Annotated in this window: 13 protein-coding genes; 2 read left to right on the top strand and 11 right to left on the bottom strand. The window is 67.9% G+C overall.

Annotated elements, in window-relative coordinates:
• Positions 1–16 precede the first annotated feature (16 nt).
• The 3 genes from FJQ54_RS14065 to gyrA are packed head-to-tail and all read right to left on the bottom strand — an operon-like array spanning position 17 to position 4,774.
• A complete protein-coding gene (locus FJQ54_RS14065; RefSeq protein WP_140929059.1) occupies positions 17–994 on the bottom strand; it encodes an NAD(P)H-dependent glycerol-3-phosphate dehydrogenase in 978 nt (325 codons plus the stop codon).
• Entirely contained in the window at positions 991–2,025 is a 1,035-nt protein-coding gene (gene tsaD, locus FJQ54_RS14070) for a tRNA (adenosine(37)-N6)-threonylcarbamoyltransferase complex transferase subunit TsaD (RefSeq protein WP_140929060.1), read from the bottom strand. Before tsaD ends, FJQ54_RS14065 begins: the two co-directional genes overlap by 4 nt.
• A 13-nt stretch (positions 2,026–2,038) precedes the next feature.
• On the bottom strand, positions 2,039–4,774 hold the full coding sequence (gene gyrA / locus FJQ54_RS14075) for a DNA gyrase subunit A (protein WP_140929061.1): 2,736 nt from the start codon (positions 4,772–4,774) through the stop codon (positions 2,039–2,041).
• 88 nt (positions 4,775–4,862) lie between these two features.
• On the opposite strand from gyrA, the gene FJQ54_RS14080 reads away from it, so the two are divergent.
• Positions 4,863–5,489 carry a hypothetical protein gene (locus FJQ54_RS14080; protein ID WP_140929062.1) on the top strand — a complete coding sequence of 209 codons (627 nt, stop codon included), beginning with the start codon at positions 4,863–4,865 and terminating at the stop codon, positions 5,487–5,489.
• Between the two features lie 215 nt (positions 5,490–5,704).
• On the opposite strand, the gene FJQ54_RS14085 is transcribed toward FJQ54_RS14080, so the two are convergent.
• The 3 genes from FJQ54_RS14085 to serS all read right to left on the bottom strand — a co-directional run bounded on the left by FJQ54_RS14085 (position 5,705) and on the right by serS (position 9,224).
• On the bottom strand, positions 5,705–6,601 hold the full coding sequence (locus FJQ54_RS14085) for a M23 family metallopeptidase (RefSeq protein WP_140929063.1): 897 nt from the start codon (positions 6,599–6,601) through the stop codon (positions 5,705–5,707).
• A gap of 596 nt (positions 6,602–7,197) precedes the next feature.
• Positions 7,198–7,956 carry a 5'/3'-nucleotidase SurE gene (gene surE, locus FJQ54_RS14090; protein WP_140929064.1) on the bottom strand — a complete coding sequence of 253 codons (759 nt, stop codon included), beginning with the start codon at positions 7,954–7,956 and terminating at the stop codon, positions 7,198–7,200.
• The gene (gene serS, locus FJQ54_RS14095; RefSeq protein WP_140929065.1) at positions 7,956–9,224 is read right to left on the bottom strand and encodes a serine--tRNA ligase; all 1,269 of its coding nucleotides are present in this window, start codon (positions 9,222–9,224) and stop codon (positions 7,956–7,958) included. Before serS ends, surE begins: the two co-directional genes overlap by 1 nt.
• A gap of 108 nt (positions 9,225–9,332) precedes the next feature.
• On the opposite strand from serS, the gene FJQ54_RS14100 reads away from it, so the two are divergent.
• The gene (locus FJQ54_RS14100) at positions 9,333–10,091 is read left to right on the top strand and encodes an SDR family NAD(P)-dependent oxidoreductase (RefSeq protein WP_207790436.1); all 759 of its coding nucleotides are present in this window, start codon (positions 9,333–9,335) and stop codon (positions 10,089–10,091) included.
• A 602-nt stretch (positions 10,092–10,693) separates the two neighbouring features.
• On the opposite strand, the gene FJQ54_RS14105 is transcribed toward FJQ54_RS14100, so the two are convergent.
• From FJQ54_RS14105 to FJQ54_RS14125, 5 genes are read right to left on the bottom strand one after another with little or no spacing between them, the layout of a single operon-like run.
• Entirely contained in the window at positions 10,694–12,019 is a 1,326-nt protein-coding gene (locus tag FJQ54_RS14105) for a bifunctional folylpolyglutamate synthase/dihydrofolate synthase (RefSeq protein WP_140929066.1), read from the bottom strand.
• Positions 12,016–12,861 carry an acetyl-CoA carboxylase, carboxyltransferase subunit beta gene (accD, locus tag FJQ54_RS14110; RefSeq protein ID WP_140929067.1) on the bottom strand — a complete coding sequence of 282 codons (846 nt, stop codon included), beginning with the start codon at positions 12,859–12,861 and terminating at the stop codon, positions 12,016–12,018. The genes FJQ54_RS14105 and accD overlap by 4 nt, the downstream gene beginning before the upstream one ends.
• A complete protein-coding gene (trpA, locus tag FJQ54_RS14115; RefSeq protein WP_140929068.1) occupies positions 12,858–13,667 on the bottom strand; it encodes a tryptophan synthase subunit alpha in 810 nt (269 codons plus the stop codon). Before trpA ends, accD begins: the two co-directional genes overlap by 4 nt.
• On the bottom strand, positions 13,664–14,890 hold the full coding sequence (gene trpB, locus FJQ54_RS14120) for a tryptophan synthase subunit beta (protein WP_235890467.1): 1,227 nt from the start codon (positions 14,888–14,890) through the stop codon (positions 13,664–13,666). The genes trpA and trpB overlap by 4 nt, the downstream gene beginning before the upstream one ends.
• Complete coding sequence (locus tag FJQ54_RS14125; protein WP_140929070.1) at positions 14,883–15,521, bottom strand: phosphoribosylanthranilate isomerase; 639 nt, start codon at positions 15,519–15,521, stop codon at positions 14,883–14,885. Before FJQ54_RS14125 ends, trpB begins: the two co-directional genes overlap by 8 nt.
• Positions 15,522–15,526: the final 5 nt, after the last annotated feature.

Consider the following 15,526-nt stretch of genomic DNA (forward strand, 5'->3'; position numbering starts at 1 on the left):
CGCCCGTGCTGCGCGTTCAGCGGACTTCCGCGCGCAGCGGCCGGTTCAGCAGCCGGTCCATCACCTCCGGCACGGTGGCCTGCCCGGCCAGCAGGCTGGCGACGGCGGCCGAAATGGGCATGTCCACGCCGGCCTTCGCGGCAGCCTCGGCAAGCACCGGAGCCGTCGCCGCGCCTTCCGCGACAGACAGTTTTCCGGCCAGCGCCTGCTCGGCCGTCTGCCCTTCGCCAAGCGCCATCCCCAGCCGCATGTTGCGCGATTGCGTGCTGCCGCACGTCAGCACCAGATCGCCAAGGCCCGACAGCCCCGCAAGCGTTTCCGCCCGCGCCCCGCGCGCCACGCCGAAGCGGGTCATTTCCGCAAAGCCGCGCGCGATGATGGCGGCGCGGGCATTTTCGCCCAACCCCGCGCCGATCGCCACGCCGCAGGCAATCGCCAGCACATTCTTCACCGCGCCGCCGATCTCCGCGCCGACGATATCGTCAGAGGCGTAAGGCCGGAAGGTCGGCCGCGCGATCCGCTCGGCAAGAGCAGCCGCCTGTCCCTCGCTCGCCGCCGCCAGCGTCACCGCCGTCGGCAGCCCGCGTGCGGTTTCCGCCGCGAAACTGGGGCCGGAAAGCACCGCCAGCGGCGCACCCGGCGCAGCTTCGGCCGCCACCTCCGCCATCAGCCGGTGCGACCCCGCCTCGATCCCCTTGGCGCACAAGACCAGCGTCGGCTTGGCCTCCAGCGGAGCCGAGCCCAGCACCCGCCCCAGAAACTGCGCAGGCGGCACCACCAGCCACAGATCGATCCCGGCCAGATCCCTCAGATCGGTGGTCGCCCGCACCCGCGCGCTCAACTCAACACCCGGCAGAAACAGCGGATTGCTATGATCGCTGTTGATGGACGCCACCACATCCGGCTCGCGCGCCCAGATCAGCACATCCTCACCCTGCGCCATGGCATTGGCAAGCGCCGTGCCCCATGCACCCGCACCGATAACTGCGATCATGCCTTAACCCCTGCTCCTCGAACGGGTTCTGCCGAAAGATCGAGCGGCCAGCGCGGACGGGCCTGTGGGTCCGGCTCCGGCGCGAGTCCGGCGGCAATTCGTTCCTGCGCGGCCCATGCGATCATCGCGGCGTTGTCCGTGCACAGCTTCAACGGCGGGGCGATGAAGGGCAGGCCATGTTGCACGGCAACCGCCTCCAGCGCGGCGCGCACCGCCTTGTTGGCAGCCACCCCGCCAGCCACCACCAGCGCCGTTGCATCCGGCATCGCCCGGACCGCGCGGGTCGTGCGATCCGCCAGACAATCGGTCACTGCCGCCTGAAAGCTGGCGGCGATATCGGGCACCGCATATCGCCCGCTGTCCACCGCGCGCAGCACCGCGGTCTTCAGCCCGGCAAAGCTGAAATGCGGCTCGCCGGACCCCAGCAGCGGGCGCGGCAGCGGAACCGATTTCGGGTCGCCATGCTGGGCCGCAATTTCCACCGCCGGGCCGCCGGGAAAGCCCAGCCCCAGCATCTTCGCCACCTTGTCGAACGCTTCGCCTGCGGCATCGTCGATGGTGGTCGCCAGCCGCCGGTAAGCCCCCACGCCCTCCACCGCGATCAACTGGCAATGCCCGCCGGAGACCAGCAGCAGCAGATAGGGAAACTGCAATTCGGGCGCGACCAGCCGGGGCGACAGCGCGTGCCCCTCCAGATGATTCACCCCCCACAAGGGCTTATCAGCAGCGAAAGCCAGCGCCTTGCCCGTCACCAGCCCCACCATCACGCCGCCGACCAGCCCCGGCCCCGCCGTCGCCGCCACGGCGTCCACATCGCTCAGCGCCAGCCCGGCGTCCGCCAGCACGGCCTGCACCATCGGCCCCACCCGTTCGGCATGCGCCCGCGCCGCCAGTTCCGGCACCACACCGCCAAATGGCCGATGCTCGGCCTCCTGACTGGCGATGCGCTCCGCCAGTACCCGCCCGTCCGCCGTCACCAGCGCAACAGCGGTTTCGTCGCAGCTCGACTCAATGCCCAGAACCAACGTCATTCGGGCACCAGCATCATTCGGGCGCAGCCTCCGCTTCGGGTGCGCCGGACTCGTCCGCCGGGCCTTCGCCCTCATCCTCATCATCGCTCTCGCGAATCCGCGCGGCGGAAACGACATGTTCGGCATCCGCCACCTTGAACAAGGTCACACCCTGCGTCGCCCGCCCGGCGATGCGGATGTCACGCACCGGCATACGGATCAGCTTGCCCTGATCCGTCACCAGCATCAGCTGCTCGGCCGGCTCCACCGGGAAGCTCGCCACCACTTCGCCATTCCGCGCAGAAGTGTCGATGTTCACGATCCCCTTGCCGCCCCGGTTGGTGCGCCGATACTCATAGGCCGAACTGCGCTTGCCATAGCCGTTGGCGGTGATGGTCAGGATGAACTGCTCGTTCGCCGCCATCTGCTCGAACTGCGCCAGTTCCAGCCCTTCCAGCGTCGCCGGTTCGGATTTCCACGCAGCCGAGCGCAGATATTGCTCCCGCGCCTCGGTGCTGTTGCCGCCCCGCCGCAACACAGACAGCGAGATCACCTCGTCGCCATCTTCCAGATCCATGCCGCGCACGCCGGTTGCGGTGCGGCTCTGGAATTCGCGCACCGCCGTCACTTCGAAGCGCACCGCCTTGCCGCTGCGCGCGGCCAGCAGGATATCCTCGCTTTCGTGGCACAAGGTCACGCCGATCAGCCGGTCGTCCGAGCCTTCGTCGAAGCGCATCGCGATCTTGCCGTTGGACGGAACATTGGCAAACGCATCCATGCTGTTCCGCCGCACCAACCCCTTGGCGGTTGCGAACATCACGTGCAGCTGGCTCCACTCCGCTTCATCCTCGGGCAGCGGCAGCACGGTGCGGATCGTCTCGCCCGGCTCCAGCGGCAGCAGGTTCGCCATCGCCCGGCCCTTGGATTGCGGCGTGCCTTCGGGCAGCTTCCACACCTTCATGCGGTAAACCTTGCCGAAGGTGGAGAAGAACAGCACCGGCGCGTGGGTCATCGCCACGAACAGCTCGGTGATGACATCCTCTTCCTTGGTCGCCATCCCCTGACGGCCCTTGCCGCCGCGCTTCTGCGCCCGGTAACTGTCCAGCGAAACGCGCTTGATCCAGCCCGAATGCGTCACCGTCACAACCATGTCCTCGCGGGCGATCAGATCCTCATCGTCCACATCGTCGGCCTGCACCACTTCGGAACGGCGCGGCGTGGCGAACTGGTCGCGCACGGCGGTCAGTTCCTCGCGCATCACCTGCTCCAGCCGCGCCCGGCTGGAGAGAATCTCCAGCAGGTCGGCGATGGTCGCCGCCAGTTCCTTCAACTCCTCGCCGATCTCGTCGCGGCCCAGCGCCGTCAGCCGGTGCAGCCGCAAGTCCAGAATGGCGCGCACCTGCGCGTCAGACAGCCGGTAGCTGCCCGACGTCAGGTCCTCGCCCTCCAGCTCCAGCTCGGCATCATCCACCAGCTTCAGATAGGGGGCGATTTCTGCCACCGGCCATTGCCGCGCCAGCAGCCTCTCCCGCGCCTCCGCCGGAGACGCAGAGCCGCGAATGATCGCCACCACCTCGTCCAGATTCGAAACCGCGATCACAAGGCCCAGCAACAGATGCGCCCGGTCCCGCGCCTTCTGCAGCAGGAAGCGCGAACGCCGCCCGATCACTTCCTCGCGGAAGGCGATGAAGGCCTCGATCACGTCGCGCAGGTTCAGCTGCTCCGGCCGCCCGCCGCGCAACGCCAGCATGTTCGCCGGAAAGCTGGATTGCGCCGGAGTATAGCGCCACAGCTGGTTCAGCACGACATCCGCCACCGCGTCGCGCTTCAGTTCCAGCACGATGCGCACGCCCTCGCGGTTGCTCTCGTCGCGCAGGTCGGACACGCCCTCGATGCGCTTGTCCTTCACGGCCTCGGCGATCTTCTCCACCAGCCCGGCCTTGCCCACCTGATAGGGAATTTCCGTCAGCACGATCTGCTGACCGGTGCCGCGCCGCTCCTCGATCACATGGCGGCTGCGCATCAGGATCGATCCGCGCCCCGTGGTCATGGCGCTGGCGATGCCGTTGGTGCGCAGGATCAGCGCGCCCGTCGGGAAATCCGGCGCGGGCACATACTCCATCAGCGCTTCCGCCGTGATCGCCCGATCGTCCAGATAGGCAAGGCAGCCGTTCACCACTTCGCCCAGATTGTGCGGGGCGATGTTCGTCGCCATGCCCACCGCGATGCCGCCCGCCCCGTTCACCAGCAAATTGGGGAAGCGCGCGGGCAGCACGCTCGGCTCCTGCTCCTGCCCGTCATAGTTGGGGACGAAGTCGACGGTGTCCTTGTCCAGATCGTCCAGCAGCGCTTCCGCCGCCTTGCTCAGCCGCGCCTCGGTGTAACGCATGGCGGCCGGCGGATCCGGGTCCATCGATCCGAAATTGCCCTGCCCGTCGATCAGCGTCAGCCGCATCGACCAGTCCTGCGCCATCCGCGCCAACGCATCGTAAATCGCGCTGTCGCCGTGCGGGTGATATTTCCCCATCACGTCACCGACGATCCGCGCGGATTTGCGGAACGGCTTGCCCGAACCAAAGCCATTTTCATGGCTGCCGAACAGGATGCGCCGGTGCACCGGCTTCAACCCGTCGCGCACATCGGGCAACGCCCGCGCGACAATCACCGACATCGCATAGTCGAGATAAGAGGTGCGCATCTCCTCCACGAGGCTCACGGGCGCAATATCGTCCCCGGGCAGGGGCGCGGTCGGTTCAATCGTGTCGGACATGGGAAATCGCCTACAGCCCCGCGCCGCTCTTGGAAAGCACCCAGAGACAGGTCATGAAGCCTCAACCGAGCATATGGAGAATCACGCAATGCGCCTGTTCATCGCCACCGCCCTCCTCGCCACGCTGGCCGCCCCCGTGGCCGCGCAGAACAGCCATTGCGCAGCCCTCCCCGCCACCGCCCGCGTCGAAGTGCGGGGGCCCGATAACGTGATCCCCGCCCAGCTGACCCCGCGCGGCTTCACCTGCCCGCGCGGCTTCGTCACCGAAACCGTCGGACCCGTCACCCGCTGCCGCCAGCCCGGGCCGGTGCGCGTGGAAACCGCCGAACCCCGGCGCGACTGCTACGCCAGCCTGCCGCTCGGCCCCGTGCGCGGCGTGCCCGGACAAGCCCGCCCCACCATGCAATGCCCCACCAACCCCACCATCGACAATATCATCGCCGTCCGCGGCGCCAACGTCGGCTGGCAGGACGTCACCCTGACAGCCCCCACCTCGGCCGCCGTCACCATCACCCACCTGCGCTCCACCGCCGCCAACGTGCCCGCCGCGCAAAACCCCAACACGCAGGATTGCTTCCCACACAATTGCCGCCTGATCCGCCTCACCACCCGCGCCAGCACCCCGGGCCGCATCGACCTCACACTGGCCACCCCCAACAACGCCTCCACCTCCAGCTTCAGCGTCAACGCCGAAGCGCAGTGCCCCGGGCGTTGAGCCTGATGCGGTGAGGGGAGGAGGCAGGGGCTCTGCCCCTGCACCCCGGCAGGAGGGTGACCCTCCTGCACCTCCAAAGTTTTTGAAAAGGCCCCCCGGCAGATGTTGGCTCCCAGCCAGCGCTTGCCGGGGGGCCTTTTCAAAAACTTCGGGGGTCAAGGGGCGTCACGCCCCTTGTGGGGGGTGCGGGGGGCAAAGCCCCCTGCCTCCAACGCTCAACGCGGCAGATACAACACCGGATCCAATGTGCGTCGGCCTTGTCGCAGCTGGAAGTGGAGTTGCGGTTCGTTGGCGGAGCCGCTGGTGCCGGCGCGGGCGATGGGTTGGCCGCGTTGGACTTTGGTGCCGCGGTCCACGAGGGCGTCTTCGAGGTGGCCGTAGGCGCTGACGGTGCCGCCGGGGTGCCGGATCAGGATCATCAGGCCGAAGCCGGTGATGGCATCGCCGACATAGACGACTTCGCCGTCTGCGGCGGCGCGCACGGTCGCGCCTTTGGTGGTTTTGATGTTGATGCCGTCGTTGAAGCGCCCCCCGGCCTTGGGTCCATAGCGGGAGAGGATGACGCGCCCGTCCACCGGCCATGAGAGTTGCGGCACGGTGGCGGCGGCTTGCGTGGGCGGCACTTGCGGGCGGGCGGCCCCGGCTTCGGCGGCGGGGGCGGAGCCGCTGATGGCGTCGTCCACGTCCAGCGCGAAGCCGCCCGAGGGAGCGGTTCGGGGCGGTGTGGGGCGCGACTGGCCTGTCGTGGGCTGGCCGGGCTGGGTGCGGCTGGCCTGTTGCGGCGGCGCGCCGATGGGAATGAACAGCGCCTGCCCCACCTGAATCACCGAATCGCGATCCAGCTTGTTGGCGGCGGTGATTCGCCCCCATGGCACGCCATAGGCCTTGGCGATGGCGAGGCCGGTTTCCCCGCGCTTCACGATGTGGCGGCGGCCGCCGGGCACGGCAGCGCCATCTGCCTTCACGGCGGCGGGCTGCCAGCCGGATTGCGGCGGCTTGGGCGGCGGGGCGGGCGGCTGCACGGTGATGCGGCTGGCGGACCGCTTGGGCGGCTGCGGGGTGGCGCAGGCGCTGATCAACGCGAGTGTCAGAAGGGGGGAAAGGCGTCGCACGCTGTCAGCCTTAGAGGATCGGAAGCCGTCGGGGAATCCCGCTTGACCATACCGCAGCGCCGAAAAGAGTCGGAAATTTTTACAGCGTGGCAGGGAGTGGGTGTCGGGATGGAGATTTAATATATTGAAATATAATGATAATTTTTAGTCTCGATGGTTGGCATACCATGTGCATGTGCGAAGGGGCCGGTGGGGGCAATCTCCGGCACGAGACAGGTTCGTCACCAGCAACAGGGGTGGGCGATCAGGATCGTCACGGTGAGGCGGCAGCGCGGGGGCGCTGCCGCCTCCCTTCGTTTCAGGCCCCTGTTCGGGCGATTATAACCTTTGCAAACGTGCATCGCTCGCCCGTCCTCTGTCCCGCGCCCACCCTCTCTCCCCCGCTCAGGCTGAGCTTGTCGAAGCCCCGGACGTGAAAGCGCGACGGCTGAGCAGGGGGGCCTGCGCTACGGGCTTCGACAAGCTCAGCCTGAGCGGGACAGGGTAGCCTGAGAGGAAGGGAGGGGCGGCAAGCGCCGAAAAGCCGACGGGTTTGCAAAGACTGCAATCGCCCTTCGTTTCAGGATCAGGCCCGCGTTCGGGCCGGGTCCGCCGCGTCAGCCTTCCAGCTTCGCTGTCAGCGCCGCCATCGTCTGCCGGTGCGTCAGGTCCAGATGCAGCGGCGTGACAGATACGAAGCCGTCGCGGACCGCTTCCAGATCGCTGCGGTGGGCGGGCGTCTCCACTTCGCGGCCATAGCCGAACCAGTAATAGGGAAAGCCGCGCGGATCGGTGCGGGCGTCGATCTTGATATGCCCGTAATCGCGGAAGCCCTGCTCCGTCACGCGCACGCCATGGGGCACGGCGAGCGGCGGAAAGTTGATATTCACCAGCACGCCGTCGCCCCATTCGGCTTCAGCCACCTTGCGGATGATGTCCGCGCCTGTCGCTTCGGCGGCGGCGAAGCTTTCCTTGCCGAAGCTGTAATCCGCCATCGCCTGAGACAGCGCGATGGAGCGGATGCCCGCCAGCGTGCCCTCCATCGCGGCGGAAACCGTGCCGGAATAGGTGAGGTCCTCGGCCATGTTCGGCCCCCGGTTCACGCCTGACAGGATCAGGTCCGGCTTCAGCCCGCCCATCAGCTGCCCCAGCGCCATCATCACGCTGTCGGTCGGGGTGCCCGCCACCGCGAAGCGGCGTGGCCCCAGTTCGCGCACGCGGATCGGCTTCGTCAGCGTCAGCGAATGGCCCGCGCCCGATTGCTCCTCGGCCGGGGCGACAAACCACAGATCGTCGGAGACCTGCCGCGCGATCCGCTCCAGCGCGGCAAAGCCCGGCGCGTGAATGCCGTCGTCGTTGGTCAGAAGAATGCGCATCAGGCCCCCGGAATCAATGTGTCGATGCCGCCCATATAGGGCTTCAGCACGTCGGGAACCCTCACGCTTCCGTCCGGCTGCTGGTGGTTTTCCAGCACCGCAACCAAAGTCCGCCCCACGGCGAGGCCCGATCCGTTCAGCGTGTGAACGAAATTCGTGCCCTTGTCGCCGCGCACCTTCCAGCGCGCATCCATCCGCCGGGCCTGAAAATCCCCGCAGTTGGAAACCGAGCTGATCTCCCGATAGGCCCCGGCGCCCGGCAGCCACACTTCCAGATCGAAGGTCTTGCGCGCCGAAAAGCCCATGTCGCCCGCGCACAGCAGCATCCGCCGATAGGGCAGCTCCAGCGCCTCAAGGATCGCCTCGGCGGCCAGCAGCATCCGCTCATGCTCGGCGTCGGACTCGTCCGGCTTGCAGATCGTCACCAGTTCCACCTTCTCGAACTGGTGCTGGCGGATCAGCCCGCGCGTGTCCTTGCCGGCCGCACCCGCCTCGCTGCGGAAACAGGGCGTCAACGCCGTCAGCTTCAGCGGCAGCACATCGGCATCCAGAATCTGCTCGCGCACAAGGTTGGTCAGGCTCACTTCCGCCGTGGGGATCAGCCAGCGCCCGTCCGTCGTCCGGAACAGATCCTCGGCGAACTTCGGCAGCTGCCCGGTGCCATACATGGCGTCGTCGCGCACCAGCAGCGGCACCACCGTCTCGCGCCAGCCGGCTTCCACCTGCCGGTCAAGCATAAACTGCCCCAGCGCCCGGTGCAGCCGCGCCAGCTGCCCGCCCAGCACCATGAAGCGCGCGCCGGACAGCTTCGCCGCCCCTTCCGGGTTCCAGCCCAGCGCCTCGGCCAGCGCGTCATGCTCGGCCCCGCCATTGCGCGGCGTGCCCCAGCGCTTCGTTTCCACATTGCCATGCTCGTCCGTGCCGTCGGGCACATCGTCTGCGGGCAGGTTGGGAATGGAGGCGACCAGCGCTTCCACCGCCGCCGCCCGCTCGCGCTCCTCAGCTTCGGCCCCGGCGATCTCCGCCTTCAGCACCGACACCTCCGCCATCAGCGCGTTGGCCTTGTCCTCATCCTTCTGCGCCTTGGCCGCGCCGATCGCCTTCGAAGCCTCGTTGCGCCGCGCCAGCGCCGTCTGCAACGCCGTCTGCACGGCGCGCAACGCAGCATCCGCCGCCAATATCGGGGCAGAGGCATTCACCACCCCCCGGCGGGCCAAGGCGGCATCAAAAGCGGCGGCATCGCTGCGGATCAGTTTCAGGTCATGCATGGCCAGCGCCTATGGCCCCACCGCCCGCGCGCGGCAAGCCACCACCCTCCCGTCCCCGCCAGTTGCGCCCCGCCCGCCACAGGTGCACCCACCAGCGGAGGGAGACAGATGATGACCAGCAGCAACCTTCAGGGCGCAATCGCCCTCGTCACCGGCGCCGCCAGCGGCATGGGCGCGGCCACCGCCCGCCTGCTCGCCGCGCAAGGCGCGCGAGTCGCAGTCACAGACGTAAACTTCGCCGGTGCCGAAGCCGTCGCCCACCAATGCGGCCCGGAAGCCCGCGCCTTCGCGCTGGATGTCGGAGACCCGGCCAGCATCGCCGACACGCTCGCGACAATCGAAAACTGGGCAGGCCGCCTCGACGCGCTGGTGAACAACGCCGGAATCGCAGGCTTCGCCCCCATAGATCACCCCGATTATGAGGAACTTTGGGATCGCATCCTGCGCGTGAACGCCAGCGGCGAAATGCGCGTCATCCGCGCCGCGCTCCCGCTACTCCGCCGCTCGGAACACCCGCGAATCGTCAACATCGCCAGCACCGAAGCGCTGGGCGCGACAGCACAAGACAGCGCCTATTGCGCCGCCAAAGCCGCCGTCACCGGCCTCACCCGCGCCCTCGCCGTCGAACTCGGCAAGGAAGGCATCACCGTCAACTGCATCTGCCCCGGCCCCATCGACACCGGCATGACAGCGAACGTGCCAGACACCGACAAAGACACCTACGCCCGCCGCCGAACCGCACTCCGCCGCTATGGCCGCCCGGAAGAAGTCGCCCACATCACGGTGGCCCTGTGCCAACCCGGCGCCAGCTACATCACCGGCGCGACAATCCCGGTGGACGGAGGGTTGATGGCGCGGAACGCGTGACCGGAGGGCGTTGGGCAGGAACCCGGCCTCCGGTTTTTTTGCCTCCGGCGGGCAGGGAAATGATTTCCCTGCACCCTCTAAGTTTGCGTTGTGCCTGAATTCCAGCGTCGTGGACGTGATCAGATTCGATTGCCTGCGGCGCTACGTGGCTCTCTCCCCCTGCAAGGGGGAGAGTTGGAGAGGGGGTGTCCCCGCCGGGACTGATCCACTGACATCACAACAAACCAACAACCTCCCCACCCGCTCAGCCTGAGCTTGTCGAAGGCCCCTGAGGAACCCACCAACCTCTCCACCAACCACAACCGTCACCCCGGACTTGATCCGGGGTCCAGTTGTTCTTCGGCAAGGTTGGAGATGAAAGCTGGACCCCGGATCAAGTCCGGGGTGACGGGTGGAGAGGTGGGTGAGATACGCTCCAAAGCGCCGCAGGCTATAAATCCCAACCTCGCGCCAAGCGGATGGCCCCCACCCCAACCCCTCCCCTCGAAGCGAAGCTGACGCGAAGCGTCAACGGGAGGGGCTCAGAAAAAGTCCGTGGGTGCAGGGGCGTCACGCCCCTGCCGGGGTGAAGGGGCAGAGCCCCTTCGTTTCAAACGCCCAACCTAAACCGGCAAAGGCCCGTTCACCCGCAGCACCTCACCCGCCAGATGCAGCGATCCGCAGATCAGCACCCGTCCGGCCCCGTTCACCCCCGCCAGCGCCGCCTCCACATCCCCGGCCGTATCGGCCTTCATCCCATGCGTGTTGGCGAGCGCCGCCAGTTCGGCGGGCGGCACATGCGGGTGGCCGGGAATCGGCACCATCGTCATCCGGGTGCCGCGCGGGAAGCTGCGGATGAAGCCGGCGAAATCCTTGGAGGGCAGCAGCCCCATCACCAGATGCGCGGGCAGGGCGCTCCCTTGCGCCAAATGCGCGGCCAACACCTTCCCGGCGGCGGGGTTGTGCCCACCATCCAGCCACAGTTCGGAACCAGCGGGCAGCATTGCGGCCAGCGGCCCGCTCGTCAGCCGTTGCAGCCGCGCGGGCCATTGCGCCCAGCCCATGGCGCTGCGCAGCGCGCTGTCGGGCACGCTCAGCGCGTCCTGCGCGCGGATCATCGCCACGGACAGCGCGGCATTGTCCAGTTGGTGCGCGCCGGGCAGTTTGGGGATGGGCAGCTTCAGCGGCTCGGCGTCGGCCACGTTCAGCAGGCGGAAGCCCAGCGCGCCTTCATAGGCCGCTGCGTCCCATGCTTCGCCGCGCGCCATCAGCTTCGCGCCGCGCGGGATCGCCACTTCGGCGACGGCACCGGCGATCTGCGCCGGATATTTCTGCGTCACCAGCGGCACGCCGCGCTTGGCGATTCCGGCCTTTTCCGCCGCGATGTGGCGCAGCGTGGGGCCAAGGATGGCGACATGATCGAGGCTGAGGCTGGCGATTCCCGTGACCAGCGGTTTCGGCACCACGTTGGTGGAATCCAGCCGCCCGCCCAGCCCCACTTCAAGGATCGTGGCGTCGGCGGGGGTGGCGGCGAACAGCAGGAAGGCCGCTGCGGTGATCGCCTCGAAGAAGCTCAGCGGCTGGCTGGCGTTGTATTTCAGCACTTCGGCCAGCGCCTCGGCGAAATCCTCGTCAGACACCAGCGTTCCGGCCACGCGGATGCGCTCGTTCACCCGCACCAGATGCGGCGAGGTGAACATGTGCACCCGATGCCCCGAGGCCTCCAGCCCGGCGCGGAGGAAGGCGGTGGTGGAGCCTTTGCCGTTGGTGCCCGCCACATGGAACACCGGCGGCAGCTTCAGATGCGGGCTGGCCATGCGCTTCAGCAGCCGCTCGATGCGGTCCAGCGTCAGGTCCACGCCTTGCACGCGCTGCTGCCCGGCCGCCTTCAGCAGCCGGTCCAGCACGGGATGGTCAGAGCGGGCGAAATCCGCCGGCTGCAGGCTCATGCGCGCATCAGCAAACCGATGAGGCGGCCCAGCGTGTCGGCCAGATCGTGGCGCTTCACCACGATATCCACCATGCCATGCTCCAGCAGATATTCCGCCCGCTGGAAGCCTTCGGGCAGCTTCTGCCGGATGGTGGATTCGATCACCCGCGCGCCCGCGAAGCCGATCAGCGCATTGGGTTCGGAGATATGCACATCGCCCAGCATGGCATAGCTGGCCGTCACCCCGCCGGTCGTCGGGTCCGTCAGCACCACAATATAGGGCAGCCGCGCGTCCTTCAGCTCCTGAATGGCAACCGTGGTGGCGGGCATCTGCATCAGGGACAAAATGCCCTCCTGCATCCGCGCCCCGCCTGCGGCGGTGAACAGCACGAAGGGGCAGTGCGCCGCAATCGCCGCGCGCGCGCCGGTGACGAAGGCGTTGCCGACCGCGATCCCCATGGAGCCGCCCATGAAGGCGAAATCCTGCACCCCCACCACGGCCTGATGGCCGCGGATATGCCCCTTGGCCAGCAGCATGGCGTCCGGCTCTCCGGTGGCGGCGCGGGCGGCCTTCAGCCTGTCCGGATAGCGCTTCTGGTCTTTGAAGTTCAGCGGATCGTCGGACGGGCTGGCGACGGCAATCGGCGTCCAGCCCTCGTCCAGCACCTGCCCGAACCGCTCGGCGGCGCGGATGCGCTCATGATGGCCGCATTCGGGGCAGACGCTGAGGTTCGCCTCGAACTCTTTGGTATAGAGCATCGCCCCGCAGGATTTGCACTTGGTCCACAGATTGTCGGGCGTCTCGCGCCGGGCGATGAAGCCCGTCAGGCGCTGCCGGGATCGGGTCAGCCAACTGGTCATGCCGCACTCTCCAGCCGGGCCGAACGCACGGCGGCCGCCAGAGACGACACGAACGCCTGCACTTCGCCGGGAATATCATTGGATTGCCGCGCCGCCGCAGCCCCCACCAGATCGACGATGGCGGAGCCGACCACCACGGCATCGGCGTGGGCCGCGATGGCCGCCGCCTGCGCGGGCGTTTTTACGCCGAAGCCCACCGCCACGGGGAGGTCTGTCGCCGCCTTCAGCCGGGCCACGGCCGCCGCCACATCGGCGGCGTCGGCGCTGTTCTGCCCTGTCACCCCCGCCACCGCGACATAATAGAGGAAGCCCGAAGCGCCCGTCAGCACGGTGGGCAGCCGGGCGTCGTCTGTGGTGGGTGTCGCCAGCCGGATCAGGTGCAGCGCGCCGAGATCGAGTTCGCCGGATTCCTCGGGCGGCAGGTCCACCAATATCACCCCGTCCAGCCCCGCGGCGACCGCATCGGCGGCAAAGCCCGGCCCATAGGCCAGCACAGGGTTGGCATAGCCCATCAGGATCAGCGGCGTCGCGGCGTCCTTGGCGCGAAATTCCCGCACGATCCCCAGCAGTTTCTTCAGCGAAATGCCCGCCTCCAGCGCGCGGATATTGCCCGCCTGAATGGCCGGCCCGTCCGCCATCGGATCGGTGAAGGGCATGCCGATCTCGATGATGTCGGCCCCGCCCGCCACCAGCGCATGCAGGATCGGCGCGGTCAGCTCCGGCGAGGGATCGCCCCCGCACACGAAGGTCACCAGCCCGGCGCGGCCGTTCAGGCTCGCGAAACGTGCAGCCAGCCGGTCCCTCACAGCTTCACCCCCAGCGCATCGGCCACGGTGAAAATATCCTTGTCCCCCCGGCCGGAGAGGTTGACCAATATGATCTTGTCCTTCGGCATCGCGGGCGCGGCCTTCACCACCCACGCCAGCGCATGCGCGGATTCCAGCGCCGGGATGATCCCCTCCACCTGCGCCAGCAACTGGAACGCCGCCAGCGCCTCGTCATCGGTGATGCCTTCGTAGCGCACCCGGCCGATCTCATGCAGCCAGGCATGCTCCGGCCCGATGCCGGGATAATCCAGCCCCGCCGAAATCGAATGCGCTTCGGTGATCTGCCCGTCCGCGTCTTGCAACAGATAGGTCTTGTTGCCATGCAGGATGCCCGGCCTGCCGCCCGCAAGGCTGGCGGCATGCTGGTCGGTTTGCAGCCCATGCCCGGCCGCCTCGATTCCCACCAGTTCCACGGGATCGTCGAGGAAGGGGTGGAACAGCCCGATGGCGTTCGAACCGCCGCCCACGGCAGCCACCGCCACGTCTGGCAAACGCCCCTCGGCTTCGAACAGCTGCGCCCTGGCTTCCGTGCCGATCACGCTCTGGAAGTCGCGCACCAGCTCCGGATAGGGGTGCGGCCCCGCCACCGTGCCGATGATGTAGAAAGTGTCGTGCACGTTGGTCACCCAGTCGCGCAGCGCTTCGTTCATCGCATCCTTCAGCGTCTGCGCTCCCGCCGTCACCGGGCGCACTTCCGCCCCCAGCAGCTTCATGCGGAACACGTTGGGGGCCTGCCGCGCGATGTCGCGCGCGCCCATGAAGATGGTGCAGGGCAGGCCGAAGCGCGCCGCCACCGTGGCGGTCGCCACGCCGTGCTGCCCCGCGCCGGTCTCCGCGATGATCCGCGTTTTCCCCATGCGCAGCGCCAGCAGGATCTGGCCGATGCAATTGTTGATCTTGTGCGCGCCGGTGTGGTTCAGTTCCTCGCGCTTCAGATAAATCTTTGCGCCACCCAGATGTTTCGTCAGCGGCTCCGCATAATAGAGCGCGCTCGGCCGCCCCACATAATGCGTCATCAGATCGTCGAACTGGGCCTTGAAGGCCGGATCGGCCTTTGCCGCGCGATATTCGCGTTCAAGGTCCAGAATCAGCGGCATCAGCGTTTCGGCGACATAACGGCCGCCGAACTGGCCGAAATGGCCGCGCGTGTCCGGTCCTGCCTTCAGGCTGGCCGGTTCTGCGAGGGAGATTTGCTCAGGCACGGCGCGCCGCTTCCACGAAAGCGCCGATCTTTGCAACATCCTTCACGCCCGGCGCACTCTCCACCCCGGATGACACATCCACCAAAGGCGCCCCCGTCAGCCGGATTGCCTCGCCCACCGTCTCCACCGTCAGCCCCCCCGCCAGTCCCCATGGCATCGCGGGCTTGGCCTCGTTCAAAATCCGCCAGTCAAAGCGCAACCCGTTCCCACCGGGCAGCGTCACCCCCTCCGGCGGCTTCGCATCCAGCAGCAGCAGATCGGCCCCGGCAAAGCTGCGCGCGGCGGTGGCCACATCGGCCGCCGTCTTTACCCCCACCGCCTTCCACACCGGCAGGCCGAACCGCGCCTGCAATTCCGCCACCCGCGCCGGGCCTTCCGCGCCCTGCAACTGCAACGCCCCCAAGGCACCCGCCGCCACCGCCGCGCCGATCAGCGCATCGTCCGCATCCACGAATACGCCCACCTTCAACAGATGCGGCCCCCGCGCCGCCAGCGGCCGCGCGGCTTCCGGCGTTAAGGCGCGCGGGCTGGGCGGATAGAACATGAAGCCGCAGGCATCCGCCCCGGCGTTCAGCACCGCCACCAGCGTGTCCGGCGTGGTGATGCCGCAAATCTTGATTCGCGTGCGCACCGTCA

Source organism: Sandaracinobacter neustonicus (assembly GCF_006385875.1).
Lineage (GTDB): Bacteria > Pseudomonadota > Alphaproteobacteria > Sphingomonadales > Sphingomonadaceae > Sandaracinobacteroides > Sandaracinobacteroides neustonicus.